This is a genomic window from Bacillus vallismortis (assembly GCF_040784915.1).
Classification (GTDB): domain Bacteria; phylum Bacillota; class Bacilli; order Bacillales; family Bacillaceae; genus Bacillus; species Bacillus subtilis_G.
This window is the reverse complement of record NZ_CP160797.1, coordinates 3,058,199-3,078,517: the sequence shown is the minus strand read 5'-3', so window position 1 is coordinate 3,078,517 and position 20,319 is coordinate 3,058,199. Positions and strand designations below refer to the sequence as shown.

The following is a 20,319-nucleotide window of genomic DNA, read 5'->3' as shown; positions in this document are numbered from 1 at the left end:
TAAAACGGTCTTTTTGCTCGTTTCAACAATCAGTCTCAAACCAAAATGAAGATTTCTTATATTGACAGAATCATATGTGAATAATAATATTCTAATTGTTAACTTTTATTTATAATAGGTTAACAATTAGAATAGGATAGGATATACGTTCTTCAGTTAGCAGTGAAAGGGCGAGATGGGATGCAAGAAGAAACATTTTATAGTGTCAGAATGAGGGCTTCTATGAATGGATCTCATGAGGATGGCGGAAAGCATATATCCGGCGGAGAACGGCTTATTCCATTTCATGAGATGAAGCGCACAGTCAATGCCTTATTAGAAAAAGGATTATCCCATTCAAGAGGAAAACCGGATTTTATGCAAATACAATTCGAAGAGGTTCATGAACCGATTAAAACTATTCAGCCATTGCCAGTTCATACACACGAAGTGAGCTCCCCGGAAGAGGGACAAGTGCTTGCCCGATTGTTACTGGAAAGAGAAGGCGTTTCACGGGAAATGATTGAAAAAGCATATGAACAAATCCCTGAATGGTCGGGTGTCAGAGGAGCGGTTGTGTTTGATATTCACTCAGGGAAGCGGGTTGATCAAACGCGGGTGTCCAGAATAGATTGGACGGACGCCAATTTTGAAAAATGGGCGATTCGCTTTCACGTGCCGGCACATCCAAGAATAAAAGAAGCTCTTGCACTTGCTTCAAAGGTTAGCCGGCACCCGATAACCATTGCGGAATTATGCTGGTCAGATGACCCTGATTACATAACAGGCTACGTTGCGGGTAAAAAAATGGGCTATCAGCGTATTACAGCAATGAAAGAATACGGGATTGAAGAGGGCTGCCGCATCTTTTTTATTGATGGCTCTGAAGATGTCAACACGTACATACATGAACTGGAGAAACAGCCTATTTTGATAGAGTGGGAGGAAGACCATGACTCATGATTTGATAGAAAACAGTAAAAAGCACCTCTGGCTGCCATTTACCCAAATGAAAGATTATGATGAAAACCCATTAATCATCGAAAGCGGCAATGGAATCAAAGTCAAAGACATAAACGGCAAGGAATACTATGACGGTTTTTCTTCTGTTTGGCTTAATGTCCATGGGCACCGCAAAAAGGAATTAGATGACGCCATAAAAAAACAGCTCGGAAAAATCGCGCACTCCACGTTATTGGGCATGACTAATGTTCCTGCAACCCAGCTTGCCGAAACATTAATCAACATCAGCCCGAAAAACCTTACGCGGGTCTTTTATTCAGACAGCGGTGCAGAAGCGATGGAAATCGCCTTGAAAATGGCGTTTCAATATTGGAAGAACATCGGAAGGCCTGAGAAACAAACATTTATTGCCATGAAAAATGGCTATCACGGTGATACGATTGGCGCCGTCAGTGTCGGTTCAATTGAGCTGTTCCACCACGTATACGGCCCGTTAATGTTTGATAGCTACAAAGCTCCGATTCCTTATGTGTACCGCTCTGAAAGCGGCGATCCTGACGAGTGCCGTGATGAATGCCTGCGAGAGCTTGAACAGCTGCTCGAGGAACATCACGGGGAAATTGCCGCGCTTTCCATTGAATCAATGGTTCAAGGAGCGTCCGGTATGATTGTGATGCCGGAAGGATATTTGGCGGGTGTGCGCGAGCTATGTACAACATACGATGTGTTAATGATCGTTGATGAAGTCGCTACAGGTTTTGGCCGTACCGGAAAAATGTTTGCGTGTGAGCACGAGCATGTCCAGCCTGATCTGATGGCTGCCGGAAAAGGCATTACGGGAGGCTATTTGCCAATCGCCGTTACGTTTGCCACTGAAGACATCTATAAGGCATTCTATGATGATTATGAAAACCAAAAAACTTTTTTCCATGGCCATTCCTATACGGGAAATCAGCTTGGCTGTGCGGTAGCGCTTGAAAATCTGGCATTATTTGAATCTGAAAACATTGTTGAACAAGTAGCGCAAAAAAGTGAAAAACTCCATTTCCTTCTTCAAGATCTGTACGCTCTTCCTCATGTGGGGGATATTCGGCAGCTGGGCTTTATGTGCGGCGCCGAGCTTGTTCAATCAAAGGAAAGCAAAAAGCCTTATCCTGCTGATCGGCGGGTCGGATACAAAGTTTCCTTAAAAATGCGAGAGCTTGGCATGCTGACAAGGCCGCTTGGGGACGTGATTGCATTTCTGCCTCCTCTCGCCAGCACAACTGAAGAGCTCGCTGAAATGATTGACATTATGAAACAAGCGATCGAAGAGGTTACAAGCCTTGAAGCTTGACGCCTGGTTAAACGAGCGGTTAGACAGAGTGAAGGCAGCCGGCGTATACCGTAATTTGCGGGCAATGAATGGGGCTCCGTTTCCAGAGAGGAAAATGAACGGCAAGAATCAAACGGTCTGGTCCTCAAACAATTATTTAGGACTCGCAAGCCATAGCCGCTTGATCTCTGCGGCCCAAGAAGCACTGCAGCAATATGGGGCGGGAAGCAGCGGATCACGTTTAACGACAGGCAATTCGGTTTGGCATGAAAAGCTTGAAAAAAAGATTGCCGGCTTTAAACGGACGGAAGCGGCTTTGCTGTTTTCGAGCGGTTATTTGGCCAATGCCGGTGTCCTTTCATCATTGCCGGAAAAGGAAGATGTCATTTTAAGTGATCAATTAAATCATGCGAGTATTATTGATGGCTGCCGGCTGTCTAAGGCTGATACAGTTGTTTATCGGCATATTAATATGGATGATCTTGAAAACAAGCTGAACGAAACACAACGTTATCAGCACCGTTTTATCGTAACAGACGGGGTCTTCAGCATGGATGGCACGATTGCCCCTCTTGATCAGATCATCTCGCTTGCGAAACGCTATCATGCCTTCGTGATCGTTGATGATGCCCACGCCACAGGTGTTTTGGGTGATTCGGGAGGGGGAACGAGTGAATACTTTGGCGTTTGTCCTGATATTGTGATCGGCACCTTAAGCAAAGCGGTTGGCGCAGAGGGAGGTTTCGCCGCAGGTTCAGCGGTCGCCATCGACTTCTTGCTCAACCATGCCAGAACATTTATCTTTCAAACCGCCATTCCGCCAGCCAGCTGTGCGGCTGCTTATGAAGCTTTCAACATCATTGAAGACAGCAGGGAAAAACGGCAGCTTTTATTTTCTGATATCAACATGATCAGAACTAGTCTGAAGGACATGGGGTATTTGGTAAAAGGGGATCACACGCCGATTATTCCTGTGGTCATCGGCGATGCCCGAAAAACGGTCACATTTGCTGAAAAGCTGCAGGACAAGGGAATTTATGCCCCGGCCATTCGGCCGCCGACCGTTGCGCCAGGTGAAAGCCGGATCAGATTAACAATCACCGCTGACCACAGAATGAGTGATATTGATCATTTGCTGACATCATTTCATTCAATTGGAAAGGAGATGCACATCATTTGAGGGGTTTTTTTGTGACAGGAACAGATACAGAAGTGGGGAAAACGGTTATATCTAGCGGTCTTGCCGCTTTATTACGAGAACATAACAGAGATGTCGGGGTGTTTAAACCATTTTTAAGCGGCATATCTCGCCATCATCCGGATAGCGATACAAGTCTGCTGAAGTCCATGTCGCAGACGAGTCTTTCTCAGGAAGACATTACACCTTTTGCCTTCAAAGCGCCGCTTGCACCATACGTTGCAGGGAAGCTGGAGGGAAAGGCTGTCACCATGGAAGAGGTCTTAAGCCATTGGGAGCGGATAAGAGAAAAACATGAATGCTTCATCGTAGAAGGTGCGGGTGGTATTTCTGTGCCGTTGGGAGAGGATTTTTTAGTCAGCCATGTCATAAAAGCGCTGCAGCTTCCCATGATCATTGTGGCACGTCCTCATCTTGGGACGGTTAATCATACCTTTTTAACTGTCCAATATGCAAAAAGCATGGGTCTGCCAATCGCCGGAATTGTCATCAATGGAATCAGTGCTTCTCCTGCTGATGATGAAAAAACCAATCCTGAAATGATTGAGCGCTTATGCGGTGTGCCGATTTTAGGAGTTACGCCACAGCTTGCCAATGTGACGAAAGAAACCGTTCTACATATGGTAAAAGACCATATCAATCTATCATTACTGATGAATCAAATGGGGGTATGAGAATGAATCAATGGATGGAACTCGCAGACCGGGTGCTGGCTGGAACAGAAGTGACCAACGAAGAAGCGCTTTCGATATTAAACTGTCCAGATGAAGACATCTTGCTTTTGATGCATGGAGCTTTTCAAATCAGAAAACACTTTTACGGCAAAAAAGTAAAGCTCAATATGATTATGAATGCCAAATCGGGACTCTGTCCGGAAAACTGCGGCTATTGTTCACAGTCTTCGATTTCGAAAGCGCCGATTCAGGCTTACCGGATGGTGAATAAGGATACGCTTCTCGAAGGCGCAAAGCGGGCGCATGATCTGAATATCGGCACATATTGTATCGTGGCAAGCGGCAGGGGGCCGTCCAACAGAGAAGTGGATCAGGTCGTAGACGCGGTGCAGGAAATTAAAGAGACGTATGGACTGAAGGTTTGTGCGTGCCTCGGGCTGTTAAAGCCGGAGCAGGCGAAGCGGCTGAAAGAAGCCGGAGTAGACCGCTATAACCATAATTTGAATACATCACAGAGAAACCATTCCAACATCACGACTTCACATACATACGATGACAGGGTCAATACGGTTGAAGTGGCAAAAGAATCAGGGCTGTCTCCGTGTTCAGGCGCCATTATCGGAATGAAGGAGACGAAACAGGACGTCATCGACATTGCAAAAAGCTTGAAGGTCCTTGACGCGGATTCCATTCCGGTGAATTTTTTACATGCGATTGACGGCACGCCATTAGAAGGCGTTAACGAATTAAATCCGCTGTATTGTTTAAAAGTGCTGGCGCTGTTCCGTTTTATCAACCCGTCAAAAGAAATCCGCATTTCCGGAGGAAGAGAGGTCAATCTACGCTCATTGCAGCCATTGGGTCTTTACGCCGCTAACTCCATTTTTGTCGGAGATTACTTAACAACTGCCGGACAGGAGGAGACGGAGGACCATAAAATGCTGAGTGATTTAGGCTTTGAAGTCGAATCAGTCGAAGAAATGAAGGCCAGTTTAAGCGCGAAAAGCTGAAAGAATCAATAAAAGCGATCGGTGTGATGTCGATTGCTTTTATTTTTGACAGAAAGGAGAAGATCAAATGACAATTGCATTTTCAGCTGCATCATCTGAGTTTTTGAAAAATCCATATCCTTTTTACGAAACAATGCGCGCTGTCCATCCTATATATAAAGGGAGTTTCTTGAAATATCCGGGCTGGTATGTCACAGGATATGAAGAAACGGCAGCTATTTTAAAAGATGCGAGATTCAAAGTTCGTGCTCCGCTGCCGGAAACGTCAATCAAATATCAAGATCTTAAACATGTACAAAATCAAATGATGCTGTTTCAGAATCAGCCTGATCATAGGCGATTGCGGACGATGGCCAGCGGAGCGTTTACCCCGAGAATGTCAGCGTGCTATCGTCCGTATATCGATGAAACTGTCCACTACTTGCTTGATCAAGTGCAAGGTAAAAAAAAGATGGAGGTCATTTCGGACTTTGCTTTTCCTTTGGCAAGCTACGTCATTGCTAACATGATAGGTGTACCGGCCGAAGATAGGGAGCAATTAAAAGAATGGGCTTCAAGTCTCGTTCAAACAATTGATTTTACCCGGTCAAGAAAGGCTTTAACAGAGGGCAATCATATCGCTGTACAGGCTATGGCATATTTTAGAGAGCTGATTCAAAAGCGGAAACGCCATCCTAAACAGGATATGATCAGCATGCTTTTGAATGGGACAGAAAAGAATAAGCTGACGGAAGAGGAAGCGGCATCTACGTGCATACTCCTGGCGATTGCCGGACATGAGACAACGGTCAATCTTATCAGCAATTCAATCCTTAGTCTGCTGCGGCATCCAGAACAGCTTTTGAAGCTAAAAGAAAACCCTGATCTGATCGGTACCGCAATTGAGGAATGTTTACGCTATGAGAGCCCCACGCAAATGACAGCCAGAGTTGCCTCAGAAGATATTGACATCAGCGGGGTGACGATCCGTCAAGGGGAACAAATCTATCTTCTATTAGGGGCTGCCAATCGAGATCCAAACATATTCACGCAGGCAGATGTCTTCGATATAACCAGAAGCCCTAATCCGCACCTCTCATTCGGACATGGCCATCATGTTTGCATAGGATCCTCGCTGGCACGATTAGAAGCACAAATTGCGATTCATACCCTGATGCAGCGAATGACCGGTCTTAAGCTCGCTGTTTCTGAATGCCGATACCGGCCGCTTTTTGGCTTTCGGGCGCTTGAAGAGCTGCCAGTGACTTTTGACTAAACCAGCCTGTGAGTGCCAAAAAAAGTGTCAGCCCCGCCGAAAATGGGCAATCTATAAAAAAGGGGAGTGAACACAGTGAAAAAAGTGCTGATCGCCGGCGGAAATGGTGTGATTGGGAGACTGCTGGCTGAAGGGCTTACAGCAGATTATGAAGTGACAGTGCTTGATAAAGATCATTTCGATGGCAAAGCTTCTTCCATTCAGGCTGACGCGGCAAATTATGGGGAGCTGTTGAAGAAAATTCCGAAAGATACAGATGTGATCTTGAATTTATTGGCTGTTAAAATCAAATACGATGTCATGGACATCAATGAATTTGAGAAAATGACGGATGTTTTCTATAGGGCAAGCTATTACTTGTGCCGCGCCGCAGCGGAGCTCGGCATTCAAAAGCTCGTGTTCGCCAGCAGCAATCATGTGACAGATGTGTATGAAAAAGACGGGCGTTCGCTCTTAGGACGTGAGATCACAACAAGCGATTATCCGCTGTCAAAAAACTTGTACGGTGTATTAAAGCTGACCTCTGAACAGATCGGCCATTTATTTTATTTGGAAAATAAGCTTTCAGTAATCAACCTTCGAATCGGAACAGTCGTCACAGATGAAATGGATACGCTGCATGAAAAAGAACGGACGAAAAAGACACTGCTTTCTCATCCTGATCTGCTGTCGATTTTCAAAGCCGCCATTGAAACCAATATCCGGTACGGCACGTATTACGCCGTCTCTGACAACCAAGGCCGGCCGTGGTCTATTGCATCCGCTGTTAACGAACTCGGTTTTTCGCCCCAAATCAATACATCCGAACTTCTGGAAGAGGAAGAGAACGGAGCATAATCATTTTCTAAGATTATGCTCTTTTTCTTTTATCATCGGCTTTTCCTTCACGAGAGTCCCCGCCAGACCGGGGACTCTGTTCAAATGATTATAGACATGGCAATGACAGATTTGCTACATTTTAGACACGATATCGTCACGTGCTGCAGCTCGTTTGAAAAAGAATGGTAACGCTTACAAAAGAGAGGTGGGAGCTATCGCACATTCACTGAAAAGTCGCCTGTTTGATATTTTGATTTACGGGTTTTTGCTGATGTTCGCTTTAATATGCGTACTTCCGTTTATTCATGTCATCGCGGCATCCTTCGCCACAGTAGAAGAAGTTGTGTCGAAAAAATTCATTTTAATACCGTCTACTTTTTCGCTAGATGCTTATCGTTACATTTTTTCAACAGATATTATTTATAAGAGTTTGCTTGTTTCTGTGTTTGTGACAGTGATAGGCACTGCGGCCAGCATGTTTCTTTCTTCCCTGATGGCTTACGGGTTATCCCGCCGCGAGTTAATCGGCCGGCAGCCGCTCATGTTTCTCGTCGTATTTACGATGCTCTTCAGCGGCGGCATGATTCCGACTTTCCTTGTGGTCAAATCGCTAGGATTGCTCGATTCTTACTGGGCGCTCATTTTGCCGACAGCCATTAATGCCTTTAACCTGATCATTCTGAAAAACTTCTTTCAAAATATCCCGTCAAGCCTGGAAGAGTCCGCGAAAATTGACGGGTGCAATGACCTGGGCATTTTCTTTAAACTTGTGCTGCCGCTGTCTCTTCCTGCGATCGCAACGATATCACTATTTTATGCGGTCACGTATTGGAACACGTATATGACAGCGATTTTGTACTTAAATGATTCAACAAAATGGCCGATTCAGGTGCTTCTGCGCCAAATCGTAATTGTATCAAGCGGGATGCAGGGGGATATGTCAGAAATGGGGTCGGGCAGCCCGCCGCCCGAGCAAACTATCAAAATGGCGGTCATAGTGGTGGCGACCATCCCGGTTCTGCTTGTCTATCCTTTTATACAAAAGCATTTTGCAAAAGGAGCTTTGCTGGGATCTGTCAAAGGATAAAGAATATGAAACGGAGGGGTACGATGGGAAACAAATGGAGGGTGCTTTTGATTGTGCTTGTATTTGCACTCGGCGGAGTGATGGCGGGCTGTAAAGGGGCTGATCAGTCTTCGGCTGAGGGTAAAGCTGACTCGGATTCAAAGGTAAAGCTGTCTTGGATGGCGATTTTGTATCACCAGCAGCCGCCGAAAGACAGGGCGATTAAAGAAATTGAAAAGCTGACAAATACAGAACTGGACATCACTTGGGTTCCTGACGCAGTGAAAGAAGACAGGCTGAATGCGGCGCTTGCAGCCGGCAATCTTCCGCAAATCGTGACCATCCAGGATATTAAAAATTCGTCAGTCATGAATGCCTTCAGATCAGGAATGTTTTGGGAAATTAGCGATTATATCAAAGATTACCCCAACTTAAGCAAAATGAATAAACTTATTAATAAAAACGTGACGATCGACGGCAAGCTCTACGGGGTATACAGAGAACGTCCGCTCTCCAGACAAGGGATCGTCATTCGGAAGGACTGGCTGGACAATTTGAATTTGAAAACGCCGGGAACGCTTGATGAGCTTTATGAAGTGGCCAAAGCGTTTACGGAGGATGATCCGGATAAGGATGGGAAAGACGATACATTCGGACTGACAGACCGCAATGACTTCATTTACGGCGCGTTTAAAACACTTGGCTCGTATGAAGGCATGCCGACAGACTGGAAGGAATCAGGCGGCAAGTTCACGCCTGATTTCATGACGCAGGAATACAAAGACACAATGAACTACATGAAAAAACTGCGTGATAACGGCTATATGAATAAGGATTTTCCCGTCACAAGCAAAACCCAGCAGCAGGAGCTGTTTTCTCAAGGAAAAGCCGGCATCTACATTGGCAATATGGTAGATGCGGTCAATCTTCGCGACCATGCCTCTGATAAGTCTATGGACCTTGAGATCATCAACCGCATAAAAGGCCCGGATGGGAAAGAGCGGGTGTGGGCGTCAGGGGGCCATAACGGCGTGTTTGCTTTCCCGAAAACGAGTGTGAAAACAGAAGCGGAGCTTAAAAGGATTTTGGCGTTTTTCGACCGAGCCGCTGAAGAAGACGTCTATAGCCTGATGACTTACGGTATTGACGGCGTTCATTACAACAAAGGAGAGGGCAAAACGTTCACACGCAAGGAAAGCCAAGTGAAAGACTGGCAGACTGATATTCAGCCGCTGTCCGCCTTAATCGCTATTGATAAAGCCTACTTAAAAAACACTGGGGATCCGCTTCGGACGGCGTACGAGGAGCTGACAAAAGATAATGAAAAGATCATCGTCTCAAACCCTGCTGAAAGCTTGTATTCCGCCGCGGAGTCGGAACGGGGAGATGAACTGAAGAAAATTATTGATGACGCGACCTATAAATATATAATAGGAGATATCACAGAAAGCCAGTTTGATAAAGAAGTGGAAAAATGGGAATCAAGCGGCGGGAAGCAGATTATTCAGGAATACGAAGAAGCGTTTAAACAGGCAAAATAACATGTGAAAACCCAAAACACGGTTTTGGGTTTTTTACATGCTTCTTTTTTGCTGGCGGTAGTTTCCCGGTGTAATCCCCTCCAGCTTTTTAAATGACCTGATAAAATTTTGCGAGTTTTTGTATTTTAGTTTTTCGGCAATGTCTTTTACCGCCATGTCGGTTTCGGCAAGCCAGCTTTTCGCCATATGGTGGCGGTAGCCGGAGACATAATCGCTGAATGAAATACCCATTTCTTTTTTGAATATGCTGCTTAAATAGTTTGGGTTGTAATGCAGCCTGCGGGCGATTTCATCCAATGTCAAATCGGATTCAAACTCATGGTGGATGATATGAATGATATTGTCGGAAATGTTTTTGTACTGGGCATCCGTGCGGGCGTTCACTTTGTCTGTCATCGGATCAATGAACTCATTCTTGAGCCAGTTTTCGGTATCCTCGAACGTTTTCAGCTCGAAAATTTGATCGTACAGCATTTTATTTTCTTCAAACTCAAACAATTCGATCCCGAGTACATGCATTAGTTCAATCACATGGTTCAAAAAGCGGGCGATTGCGATTTGGAATTGGTACGGATTGGTGTTTTGGGTGAAGATCGATTGCAAAATTGCGTGCAGGCATATGTCCGCTTTCTCCTTGTCCCCCTCTTTTATGGCATCAAACAGCTCATGCTGAAGCTGTTTTGGAAAATGGGTGTTGAAGGTTTTTTTCTGGTCAAGGTCTTCGTAAAAGATAATTGATTTGTTTTCCGCTTTGAGCCGGTATTTCAACGCTTCTGATCCTTCTGCATAGGCTGTTTTCGCGTTTATCAGCGCATCAAACGGCTGGCTGATGCCGATGCTGACAGACAGTTGCAGCTCCGCTTCCGCCTTATCCTGTATCATCCTTGCAGTCTCATTCAGCTCAGCCATGAATGCTTCCTTTGTCCCGTTCTGATTGATCAAAATCGTTGCCTGCTGTTTGTCAACGACAGCGGGTGCGAGATGTTTGTCCGACGGGATGTTTCGCTCAATCATGCTGTTGACGGCAAACAAAAGCAGATCCATATCTTTTTTCTCATAAGGCGTATGATTCAGCGAATCAATTTGAAGCACGAGCAGGGCAAGATTCCGCCAATTTTGCTCTAAACCAAGGCTTTCAAAACGGTTATTGACCTCCTCATCCGTCAGTTTTCCAAGCATGAGCCTGACCATAAAATATTGCTGCAGATGAGTGGCCTGCTGTTTCATCGTTTCTTCAAGGTCGTCATTTCTGTCCTTCAGCTGCTTAAAGCTCCGTTCAATTAATTCAAATTCATTTTGAGGCGGCTGTTTTTCTGGTATGGCACCATGCCTAACGAATGATTCGTAAAGCACCCTGATCGGCTTATAAAAATGGCGGGAGCCGAGCCAAGAGAACAATAATGAAAGCGTTAACAAAATGAAGCATACCGTAAAAGTGATCCAGCCGATTGACTTGGCTTCTTTTTTTAGTTCAGGCAAGGAAACGAGAGAGAAATAAGTCCATGTGTTATAGTCGGATCTTTGATAGGTGACTTTATAATGAATCCGGTCAATAACGGTTTCAAACTGCCCGCTTTTGGCGGTCTGCGCCAGCATTTTTTGGACAAAGTCGTCGTTCTGAAGAGATTCACCGATGTCAGACATGTTGTTATGCAGGATGATGCGGCCTTTTTCATTAATGATAAACAGGTTATTGGCATTTGAATAGTCGGGCATGTTTTTGACAAGCGAACAGCTCGGGATGCTTGCGGCGGCCAATCCCTTTGTATTTGTGCTGTTCAGAGGAAGCTGTTTAATTAAATTGATATTGTAGCGGCAGTTTTCTGAGGTCCCTTCCTTTGTCGAAATTAAATGATTGTTTTCTTCAAGCGCCCAATACGAGCGGCTCGCTTTGTGTGTTGTGTATGCTGCGGCTGCTTCATGAAGAGAGTCTGTATTCAAACGGTACAAGCCGGAATTGTTCATGTACCATTGTTTCATATAGCTGACTAGCGTCATGTTGGACAGGTCGGTATCGAAGCTTTGCAGGTAGTTGAGCTCTTGGTTCACTTGGTTATAGATTTGAAATTGATCAGAGTGCAAAGGCTTGGACAGTGTGCGAAGGAGAGGCAGCGAACTCACATAGTGGGTTAAAGAGTGATCGACGGTTTTTAATATATGCTCGATGCTTTGCTGGGTCTGCTGGAGTGTGTCGAGTTTTTCCTCCGAAACGTTGGAGATAGCCGTTTTCTGCGAGTGCTCGTACGAAAACAATCCGACCAGAATGACCGGAATGGTGCTGAGCAGACAGAAAAACGTGATCAGTTTGTAATAAAACTTGTATTGGCTTCTTTTCATAAAACCCCCCATTTCATAACATCGGCTTTCACCTTAATACAATTAATCCAAAGATTGATAGATATTGTCAATAATCATTTTCTAATATTGGTGTCTTTTTTTCAGATGGAACGGCTGAATCCTTGATCATAAAGGGATAAGACAGGATGTGATCATATGATTGTAGACGGACTTTTGCCTGCTGCGCTACAGTGAATGCAAGAACCCGTGAAAGGAGGCTTGGAAAAGATGAAAACAGCAGAAGCGCAAGTGCCGGCTGTTGATGCAGTCATTTTAAAAAAAGAAAAAAGAAAGCGCTTACTAAACAAGTTGGTCCAGCAGAAATATTTGTATTTGATGATTTTGCCGGGTTGTATTTATTTTTTGCTATTCAAGTATGTCCCGATGTGGGGAATTGTGATTGCGTTTCAGGATTATCAGCCGTTTCTCGGCATTTTGGGCAGCGAATGGGTCGGGCTGAAGCATTTTATTAGGCTGTTTACAGAGCCTACATTTTTTCTCCTGTTAAAAAACACGCTCGTGTTATTTGCTTTGAACCTGGTTATATTTTTCCCGGTGCCGATTTTGCTGGCGCTTCTATTAAACGAAGTGCGGATCGCTCTCTTTAAAAAATTTGTTCAAACGCTGATTTATATTCCGCATTTTATGTCTTGGGTCATCGTTGTATCGCTTTCGTTTGTGCTTTTAACAGTAGACGGAGGCTTGATTAATGAGCTGATTGTGTTTTTTGGCGGTGAAAAAATCAATTTTCTGCTGAATGAAGAATGGTTCCGGCCCTTGTATATTCTGCAGGTCATCTGGAGGGAAGCGGGCTGGTCGACGATCATTTACCTTGCGGCCATTACAGCGGTTGACCCTCAGCTGTATGAAGCGGCGAAAATGGACGGAGCGGGACGGCTGCGGCAAATGTGGCATATTACGCTGCCCGCCATCAAAAGTGTCATCGTCGTTTTGCTGATTTTAAAAATCGGGGACACGCTGGAGCTTGGCTTCGAGCATGTGTATTTACTGTTAAATGCGACAAACAGGGAAGTGGCGGAAATTTTTGATACGTACGTTTATACTGCGGGGCTGAAACAGGGCCAATTCAGCTACAGTACAGCAGTCGGCGTCTTTAAAGCGGCGGTCGGGCTGATCTTGGTTATGCTTGCGAATCGTTTGGCGAAGAAATTTGGCGAGGAAGGAATCTATTAAGAAAGGGATGGGATCAATGGATCAATCAATCGCTGTAAAATCGCCTCTTACGTACGCGGAGGCATTGGCAAACACCATTATGGACACGTACACAGTGGAGGAGCTGCCGCCTGCAAACCGCTGGCACTACCATCAGGGTGTTTTCTTATGCGGGGTATTGCGGTTGTGGGAAGCAACCGGGCAAAAGCGGTATTTTGAGTATGTGAAGGCCTATGCAGATCTCTTAATTGATGATTATGGCAATCTATTATTTAGAAGAGATGAGCTCGACGCCATTCAAGCGGGTCTTCTTCTTTTTCCATTATACGAAACGACGAAGGATGAGCGGTATGTAAACGCGGCAAAAAGACTGCGCGGCTTGTATGGGACACTGAACCGGACGTCTGAGGATGGTTTTTGGCACAAGGACGGCTATCCTTATCAAATGTGGCTTGACGGCTTATACATGGGCGGGCCGTTCGCGCTGAAATATGCCAATCTGAAGCAGGAGCCGGAGCTGTTTGATCAGGTCGTGCTCCAGGAGTCGCTGATGAGAAAGCATACAAAGGATTCAAAAACCGGGCTCTTTTATCACGCTTGGGATGAAGCGAAAAAAATGCCTTGGGCCAATGAAGAGACAGGCTGTTCTCCGGAATTCTGGGCGCGTTCCATCGGCTGGTATGTGATGTCTCTTGCTGACATGATTGAAGAGCTGCCGAAGAAGCATCCAAACCGTCACGTGTGGAAAAAAACGCTGCAGGACATGATCGACAGCATCTGCCGCTATCAAGACAAGGAGTCAGGATTATGGTACCAGATCGTTGACAAAGGCGACAGAGCCGATAACTGGCTGGAAAGCTCAGGTTCCTGTCTGTACATGTACGCAATCGCGAAAGGAATCAATAAAGGATATCTTGACAGAGCTTACGAAACAACACTGTTCAAAGCGTATCAAGGTTTGATTCAGCAGAAAACCGAGATGGCAGAAGACGGTGCGTTTCTTGTCAAAGATATATGTGTCGGAACGTCGGCCGGTTTCTATGACTATTATGTCAGCCGCGAAAGAAGCACAAACGACCTGCACGGAGCAGGCGCGTTTATTTTGGCCATGACAGAGCTGGAGACTCTTTTTAGGTCAGCGGGGAAATGACACCAAGTACACGTACGGCTTTGTGTGTGATCGTCTCAATGCTCTTTTTGGCATCATGCTCAAGCAAGAAGGACGGACTGCATGTCATCCTCTTTTCTGATATGCAGGCTGGCGTACAGGAAAACATAAAAGAGGCCGCTGGGCAGAAGGCCGGGAAGGTGGATATCTTTCCAGCCTTTCCGGAAAAACTGCTGACTGAAATCACCGCTCGTGAGGGAGATGTTTTCATCGTGCCTGAAGACATGTTTCAAGCGTATGATGATCCGGAAAATTTTCAGCCGTTAGATGGATTGCCGCCTGAAAAAACATCTCCCTATACAACTGTTGATCAAAAAACAGGAGAAAAAACGGTCTATGCCGTTCAGATCAAAAAAGGGAAAAAACAGCTGAATGGCTATTCTTTTCGATTGAATCGCAATATGGCGGCGTTTATCCCTGTGTACGCTAAAAAAACAGAGGAAGCGCTGCAGCTGATTTCCCAACTAACTGAAGCCCGATAGAGGTGAGGACATTGAAGAACATCGTCATTTGCGGAGTGAGCAGCAGAGCGCTCAGTATGTTTATCAAACCGCTGATGGAGCGGTTTTCAACACAATATGAGATTACGGGATTGCTGGATGCCGATCCAAAACGTTTTGCCGTTTGCAAGAAGAGGTTTCCCGAGCTTGCCCACGTGCCGGAGTACAACGAAGACACTTTTGATGAGATGATGCACGTTTCAAAGCCTGATATTGTCATTGTGGCAGGCAGGGATGACACACATGTCACATATATCTTAAGAAGCCTTCAGTGGGATACGGATGTGATGACAGAAAAACCCATGGTGACGACGGTGCGGGATGCGAATCGGGTGCTTGAGGCGGAGGCGAAAAGCAAAGGGAAAGTCACCGTCGCGTTTAACTATCGCTACAGCCCGTTTCATCGGAAAATGAAAGAAATGATTCTGGATGGAAAAATAGGCAGGATCACCTCTGTTGATTTGAATTGGTATATTGATACGTATCACGGCGCCAGTTATTTTAAACGCTGGAACCGGTCGAGGCTATTTTCCGGCGGTCTTTCTGTCCATAAATCAACACATCACTTTGATCTCGTCAATTGGTGGCTCGGGCAAAAACCGGTTGAGGTATTTGCTTATGGCGCCTTGAATTACTATGGGGCGGACAGTGAGTGGAACCCGCTGCCGGAAGAAGACGGGCGTTTTTGCGGGACGTGCCGTGTCAAAGAAAAATGTCAATACTATTCAAGATGGCATTCCCGTTCTTCTATAGCCTCTGTAAAGGATGATCATCTTCAAGCGGGAGACCAGTCCAGCTTGTATACAGCGTACAGGCCTGACGCGTGCATTTTTGACGAGGAGATTGACATTGAGGATACGTACGTGGCGGCTGTCAAATATGACGGCGGTGCGCTCTTAAGCTACTCGATCATATTTTCCGCCCCGTATGAAGGCTACCGGCTGACGATCAATGGCACAAAAGGGCGTATCGAATCAAATGAATTTCACGAGCCTTCCAGAATTCCGTTTGCTTTTCCTGAGCAGACAATTGAATACTATCCGCTTTTTGAATCAAAGCAGACGATACAAGTGGTCAAAAACGAGGGCGGGCACGGCGGGGGTGATCCGTTATTGCTTGAGGATCTTTTTTTAGGAAAAGACCCGCTGCGCCGTTATGACATTTTAGCCGGAGCTGAAGCAGGAGCCTACTCCATCGCGGTTGGTGAGGGGATGTGGCGCTCGGTTGCCGAAAAGAAGCCGATCAACATTAAGAGGCTGTTTCAGATGCAAAATGTATAATGCGAAAAGGAGGGACCGCCGTGGAGCATGATGGTTCAATGGGGCGGGTGCTGCGCTTTTGTGAGTGGATCATGAGATTTGCGTATACAAACTTGCTTTGGCTGTTTTTTACGCTGATCGGTCTCGGGCTGTTCGGCATCATGCCCGCGACCGCGGCTTTATTCGCTGTCATGCGGAAATGGGTTCAGGGGCAGGACAACGTCCCTGTTTTAAAAACGTTTTGGCGAGAATACAAGGCTGAATTTCTCCGTTCAAATCTGATCGGCGCAGTATTGGTGATCATCGGTTTGATCATCTATATCGATTTGGCTTTTATTTATCCGAGCCATTTCCTTCTGCATGTCCTCCGCTTTGCCATTATGATATTTGGATTTTTGTTCGTATCCATGCTTTTTTATGTGTTTCCGCTGCTTGTCCATTTTGAATGGAAAAAACGTCTGTATGTGAAGTTTTCGCTCTTGCTCAGTGTGGCGTATTTGCAATATACGCTCGTCATGCTGGCGCTGACTGTCGCTCTCTTTTTCTTGCTTGCGTACCTGCCCGGCATTGTCCCTTTTTTCAGCGTCAGCCTGATCAGCTACTGTCATATGCGAATTGTTTATGCCGTGCTCCTCAAAGTGGAGCGGCAAGAAGATGAGCCGCAGAAGAAACGCCATAGACGGGCTTTTTATCCGGAGACGAGATAATCAAGATTTCTCTATCATAACGCTGTCCCAAGCGGAATAGATTGATAGAGAAAGGAGAGCGGATAAGATGCTGAAGGTGGCGGTATTTGATGAAGAGCATGAAAAAGACTTACAGACGGAAATTAATTCGTTTTTAAAAGGGATAGCGGAGGAACAGCTGATTGATATCAAATATACGGTTTCGGCGGCGTGCGACCCAGACGGCGAGCAGCTTTACTGTTTTTCCGCCCTTATTCTATATCGCAAATAAAAAAGATCTTCCCGCACAAGCGGAAAGATCTTTTTTGTGATTAAGCTTTTTTCACTCTCGGGCTTCTCGGTTTCTGAAGCTTCTCTGCTTTTCTGATCTCTTTTCTTTCTTTTGCCAATGATTTATAAAGAGCGACAATCATCAGCAGAATGACGATAGAAAACGGCAGCGCCGCGAGTATAGCTGTGTTTTGCAAAGCGGAAAGTCCGCCGGAATAAAGGAGGACAGCAGCCATGGCAGATTGAATGATGCCCCAGCTGAATTTTACTGAATTGGCCGGGTTCAATGAACCGTATGTCGTCTGCATACCGAGCACAAATGTTGCGGAGTCGGCAGACGTGATAAAGAACACGGCGATCAGGATCAATGACATAATAGATGTCAGCATCGTCAGCGGATAGTGGTCGAGTGTTCCAAACAGCATCGTTTCACTTGACAGTTTCGCTACATTGAAGATGCCTTTTTGCTGAATATCCATAGCCGATACGCCAAAGATAGAGAACCATAGGAACGCGAGAATACATGGTGTTACCAAGACACCAATTAAAAATTCACGGATCGTCCGTCCTCTGGATACCCGGGCGATGAAAATGCCCACAAATGGAGACCAGGAAATCCACCATGCCCAATAGAAAATCGTCCAGCCGTTAATCCATTCACGTTTCTCAGGATCGTACGGCGTCAGTCTAAAGCTCATTTGCACGATGTTTTGTATATACTGTCCGATAGAATCTGTAAAAGAGTTCATAATCAATACGGTAGGCCCGGCAAACAGCACAAACAGCATTAACAGTCCAGCTAATACCATGTTGGTGTTGCTCAAATACTTAATGCCTTTTCCGAGTCCGGACCACGAAGAAACCAAGAAAAGGATCGTAACAACAGCGATCAAAATAAATTGAACGAGAAAGTTATTTGGTATACCAAATAAGTAATTCAATCCGCCGTTGATTTGAGTTGCCCCGATACCAAGGCTTGTCGCTACCCCGGCGACTGTGGCAAAAACAGCGATACAGTCAATCAGTTTTCCGATCGGGCCGTTTACTTTATCACCGAGAATCGGTGACAGCGTGCTGCTGATTAATCCAGGAGCGCCTTTTCGGAATTGGAAATATGCAATGCATAATGCCACAACGGCATAGATGGCCCAAGCGTGCAGACCCCAGTGGAAAAACGTATAACGGAGCGCATCTCTGAAGGCTTGGGGGGTTTCTGTTTCACCTGATGGAGAGCTAATTGCGTAATGGCTGATCGGTTCAGCCGCACCGTAGAATACTAAGCCGATTCCCATGCCTGCGCTGAACAGCATGGCAAACCATGATAATAACCCGAATTCCGGTTTTTCATCGGGCTTACCGAGTTTAATTTTTCCGATCGGGCTGAAAATCAAAAACAGACAGAACCCGACAAATAATGACACAACTAAAAGATAATACCAGCCAAACGAATTGGTGATAAAAGCTTGCGCGGATTGGGTTACGTTTTGCAGGCTGTCAGGAGACACAACGCCCCACAATACAGCAGCAGCTGTGATCACAATCACAATCCAAAATACACTAGATATATTTTTCAAATATTCTCACCCTCTAAATTTTTTGTGTACGCCTATATCTTGCTCGCAGGCTTAGTATGGTCGTACGATGGCAAATCATTCCTCTCTTAAAATTACCCCGCAATCAGGTGAAACAAAACAAGTCTCACCGTACCATGAATGCGGAGAATTTTCAAATGTTCAGCGTTTTGTAAAAAAATGAAAGGTCTGGTCAAGAGCGGGCGAAGCGACCGGCATTGAGCCCCGCAAGCCTTCCTGTGATAAGGGCGGAGGTAATATTGTATCCCCCTGTGTAGCCGTGGATGTCCAGAATTTCACCGCACAAATACAGCCCCTCCATTTTTTTAGAAGCCATCTTTTTCGGGTCAATTTCTTTTACAGATACCCCGCCGCCTGTGACGAATGCCTTATCAAGAGACAGTGTGCCGTTTGCAAGTACGGTAAACTGCTTGCAGTCCTTTACAAATTGTCTGAAAGGCTCCTTTGGCAGCTCGGAAAACGATACGTTCGGAGAGATGCCGTTTTTTTCGAGCAAGAATAGAAGATAGCGCTCCTGCATCCAAGGCTTCAGCACGTTTTTAACGGTTTTTTTCGGTGCTTCCTTCAGTTCTTTATACATCTTTTGGAATAACGTTTCTTCATTGATATCAGGATACAGATCAATTTTGATCGGCACTTGCGGCTGTTTTTTCAGCTCTTTCACGACAAATTGGCTGCATCTGAGAATGGCCGGTCCTGAGAGGCCGAAATGGGTAAACAGCATGTCCATTTTATGTGTGATGACCGGTTTGCCTTTTTTATTTAACACACTGACGGCAACATCTCTAAGTGATAATCCCTGAAGTGTTTTTTGCTTAATGAACGGTTCGGAAGATGTGACGGGAACCTCTGTCGGGAACAGCTCTGTAATCGTATGGCCTGCAGCTTCAGCCCATTCATAGCCGTCTCCCGTGCTTCCGGTATGAGGCACACTTTTACCGCCGACAGCGATAATGACTGCCTGGCTATGGATCATTTCGCCGTTATTCGTCACAATCCCTGCTGTCTGTCCATCTTCATAGATGACAGATTTAATTTTCTCGTTCGTTCGGATGGTTACGCGCAGCTGTTTCAGCCTGTTTAGCAGCGCGTCGACGACACTTTGCGCTTTGTCTGTCACAGGAAACATCCGGCCGTGATCCTCTTCCTTCAATTGAATGCCGAGATTTTCAAAAAACTTGATAATGTCTTCATTATTAAATTCAGAAAACGCGCTGTATAAAAAACGGCCGTTGCCTGGAATGTGCTTAATAATTTCTTCCACAGGAAGGCGGTTCGTCACATTGCAGCGGCCGCCCCCGGAAATCGCGAGTTTCCGGCCTAGCTTATTTCCTTTATCTATCAGCAAAACATCAGCGCCCTGTTCTCCTGCTGCAATTGCGGCCATCAAACCTGAAGGGCCTCCGCCGATTACGATAACGTCATACTGTTTCATCTTTATCATCAACTTTCTTTTTCTGTTTCGTCTGCGGACACCCCGCCCGCAGTACTATTATAGCGAAAGAAAGCCTCTC

Annotated in this window: 18 protein-coding genes; 15 read left to right on the top strand and 3 right to left on the bottom strand. The window is 45.6% G+C overall.

What is annotated here, in order from left to right; translation table 11 throughout:
• The first annotated feature begins 180 nt into the window (after positions 1–180).
• The 9 genes from bioW to ABZM97_RS15125 all read left to right on the top strand — a co-directional run bounded on the left by bioW (position 181) and on the right by ABZM97_RS15125 (position 9,820).
• On the top strand, positions 181–942 hold the full coding sequence (gene bioW / locus ABZM97_RS15165) for a 6-carboxyhexanoate--CoA ligase (RefSeq protein ID WP_253268489.1): 762 nt from the start codon (positions 181–183) through the stop codon (positions 940–942).
• Positions 932–2,278 carry an adenosylmethionine--8-amino-7-oxononanoate transaminase gene (bioA, locus tag ABZM97_RS15160; protein WP_087992868.1) on the top strand — a complete coding sequence of 449 codons (1,347 nt, stop codon included), beginning with the start codon at positions 932–934 and terminating at the stop codon, positions 2,276–2,278. Before bioW ends, bioA begins: the two co-directional genes overlap by 11 nt.
• On the top strand, positions 2,268–3,437 hold the full coding sequence (bioF, locus tag ABZM97_RS15155) for an 8-amino-7-oxononanoate synthase (protein WP_202326872.1): 1,170 nt from the start codon (positions 2,268–2,270) through the stop codon (positions 3,435–3,437). Before bioA ends, bioF begins: the two co-directional genes overlap by 11 nt.
• The gene (bioD, locus tag ABZM97_RS15150) at positions 3,434–4,129 is read left to right on the top strand and encodes a dethiobiotin synthase (RefSeq protein ID WP_202326873.1); all 696 of its coding nucleotides are present in this window, start codon (positions 3,434–3,436) and stop codon (positions 4,127–4,129) included. The genes bioF and bioD overlap by 4 nt, the downstream gene beginning before the upstream one ends.
• Positions 4,130–4,131: 2 nt before the next feature.
• The gene (bioB, locus tag ABZM97_RS15145) at positions 4,132–5,139 is read left to right on the top strand and encodes a biotin synthase BioB (RefSeq protein WP_087992865.1); all 1,008 of its coding nucleotides are present in this window, start codon (positions 4,132–4,134) and stop codon (positions 5,137–5,139) included.
• Positions 5,140–5,206: 67 nt separating this feature from the next.
• Positions 5,207–6,394, top strand: a complete 1,188-nt coding sequence (locus ABZM97_RS15140) for a cytochrome P450 (protein ID WP_202326875.1) — start codon at positions 5,207–5,209, stop codon at positions 6,392–6,394.
• Positions 6,395–6,469: 75 nt separating this feature from the next.
• Positions 6,470–7,231, top strand: a complete 762-nt coding sequence (locus ABZM97_RS15135; protein ID WP_087992863.1) for an NAD(P)-dependent oxidoreductase — start codon at positions 6,470–6,472, stop codon at positions 7,229–7,231.
• Positions 7,232–7,439: 208 nt separating this feature from the next.
• Positions 7,440–8,300, top strand: coding sequence for a carbohydrate ABC transporter permease (locus ABZM97_RS15130; protein WP_087992940.1), 861 nt, complete (start codon positions 7,440–7,442; stop codon positions 8,298–8,300).
• Between the two features lie 23 nt (positions 8,301–8,323).
• Entirely contained in the window at positions 8,324–9,820 is a 1,497-nt protein-coding gene (locus ABZM97_RS15125) for an extracellular solute-binding protein (RefSeq protein WP_367386927.1), read from the top strand.
• Between the two features lie 33 nt (positions 9,821–9,853).
• On the opposite strand, the gene ABZM97_RS15120 is transcribed toward ABZM97_RS15125, so the two are convergent.
• Positions 9,854–12,169 (bottom strand): helix-turn-helix domain-containing protein, encoded by a 2,316-nt coding sequence (locus ABZM97_RS15120; RefSeq protein WP_367386926.1) that lies wholly within the window; start codon positions 12,167–12,169, stop codon positions 9,854–9,856.
• A gap of 216 nt (positions 12,170–12,385) precedes the next feature.
• Between ABZM97_RS15120 and rmgP the strand changes: the two genes are divergently transcribed.
• The 6 genes from rmgP (at position 12,386) to ABZM97_RS15090 (ending at position 17,214) form a co-directional block, all read left to right on the top strand.
• Positions 12,386–13,351 (top strand): polygalacturonan/rhamnogalacturonan ABC transporter permease, encoded by a 966-nt coding sequence (gene rmgP / locus ABZM97_RS15115; protein WP_087992860.1) that lies wholly within the window; start codon positions 12,386–12,388, stop codon positions 13,349–13,351.
• Between the two features lie 7 nt (positions 13,352–13,358).
• On the top strand, positions 13,359–14,480 hold the full coding sequence (gene rmgQ, locus ABZM97_RS15110; protein WP_141113423.1) for an unsaturated rhamnogalacturonyl hydrolase: 1,122 nt from the start codon (positions 13,359–13,361) through the stop codon (positions 14,478–14,480).
• On the top strand, positions 14,477–14,980 hold the full coding sequence (locus ABZM97_RS15105; RefSeq protein ID WP_087992858.1) for a lipoprotein YteS: 504 nt from the start codon (positions 14,477–14,479) through the stop codon (positions 14,978–14,980). The genes rmgQ and ABZM97_RS15105 overlap by 4 nt, the downstream gene beginning before the upstream one ends.
• 11 nt (positions 14,981–14,991) lie before the next feature.
• Positions 14,992–16,278, top strand: coding sequence for a Gfo/Idh/MocA family protein (locus ABZM97_RS15100; protein WP_367386925.1), 1,287 nt, complete (start codon positions 14,992–14,994; stop codon positions 16,276–16,278).
• A 20-nt stretch (positions 16,279–16,298) separates the two neighbouring features.
• Positions 16,299–16,964, top strand: coding sequence for a YesL family protein (locus ABZM97_RS15095; protein WP_087992856.1), 666 nt, complete (start codon positions 16,299–16,301; stop codon positions 16,962–16,964).
• A gap of 67 nt (positions 16,965–17,031) precedes the next feature.
• Complete coding sequence (locus ABZM97_RS15090; RefSeq protein ID WP_087992855.1) at positions 17,032–17,214, top strand: sporulation protein Cse60; 183 nt, start codon at positions 17,032–17,034, stop codon at positions 17,212–17,214.
• 40 nt (positions 17,215–17,254) lie between these two features.
• Here the strand turns inward: ABZM97_RS15090 and ABZM97_RS15085 are convergent, their stop codons facing one another.
• Both ABZM97_RS15085 and ABZM97_RS15080 read right to left on the bottom strand, forming a co-directional pair.
• Positions 17,255–18,787 carry a BCCT family transporter gene (locus ABZM97_RS15085; RefSeq protein ID WP_087992854.1) on the bottom strand — a complete coding sequence of 511 codons (1,533 nt, stop codon included), beginning with the start codon at positions 18,785–18,787 and terminating at the stop codon, positions 17,255–17,257.
• Between the two features lie 190 nt (positions 18,788–18,977).
• A complete protein-coding gene (locus tag ABZM97_RS15080) occupies positions 18,978–20,240 on the bottom strand; it encodes an NAD(P)/FAD-dependent oxidoreductase (protein ID WP_202327715.1) in 1,263 nt (420 codons plus the stop codon).
• Positions 20,241–20,319: the final 79 nt, after the last annotated feature.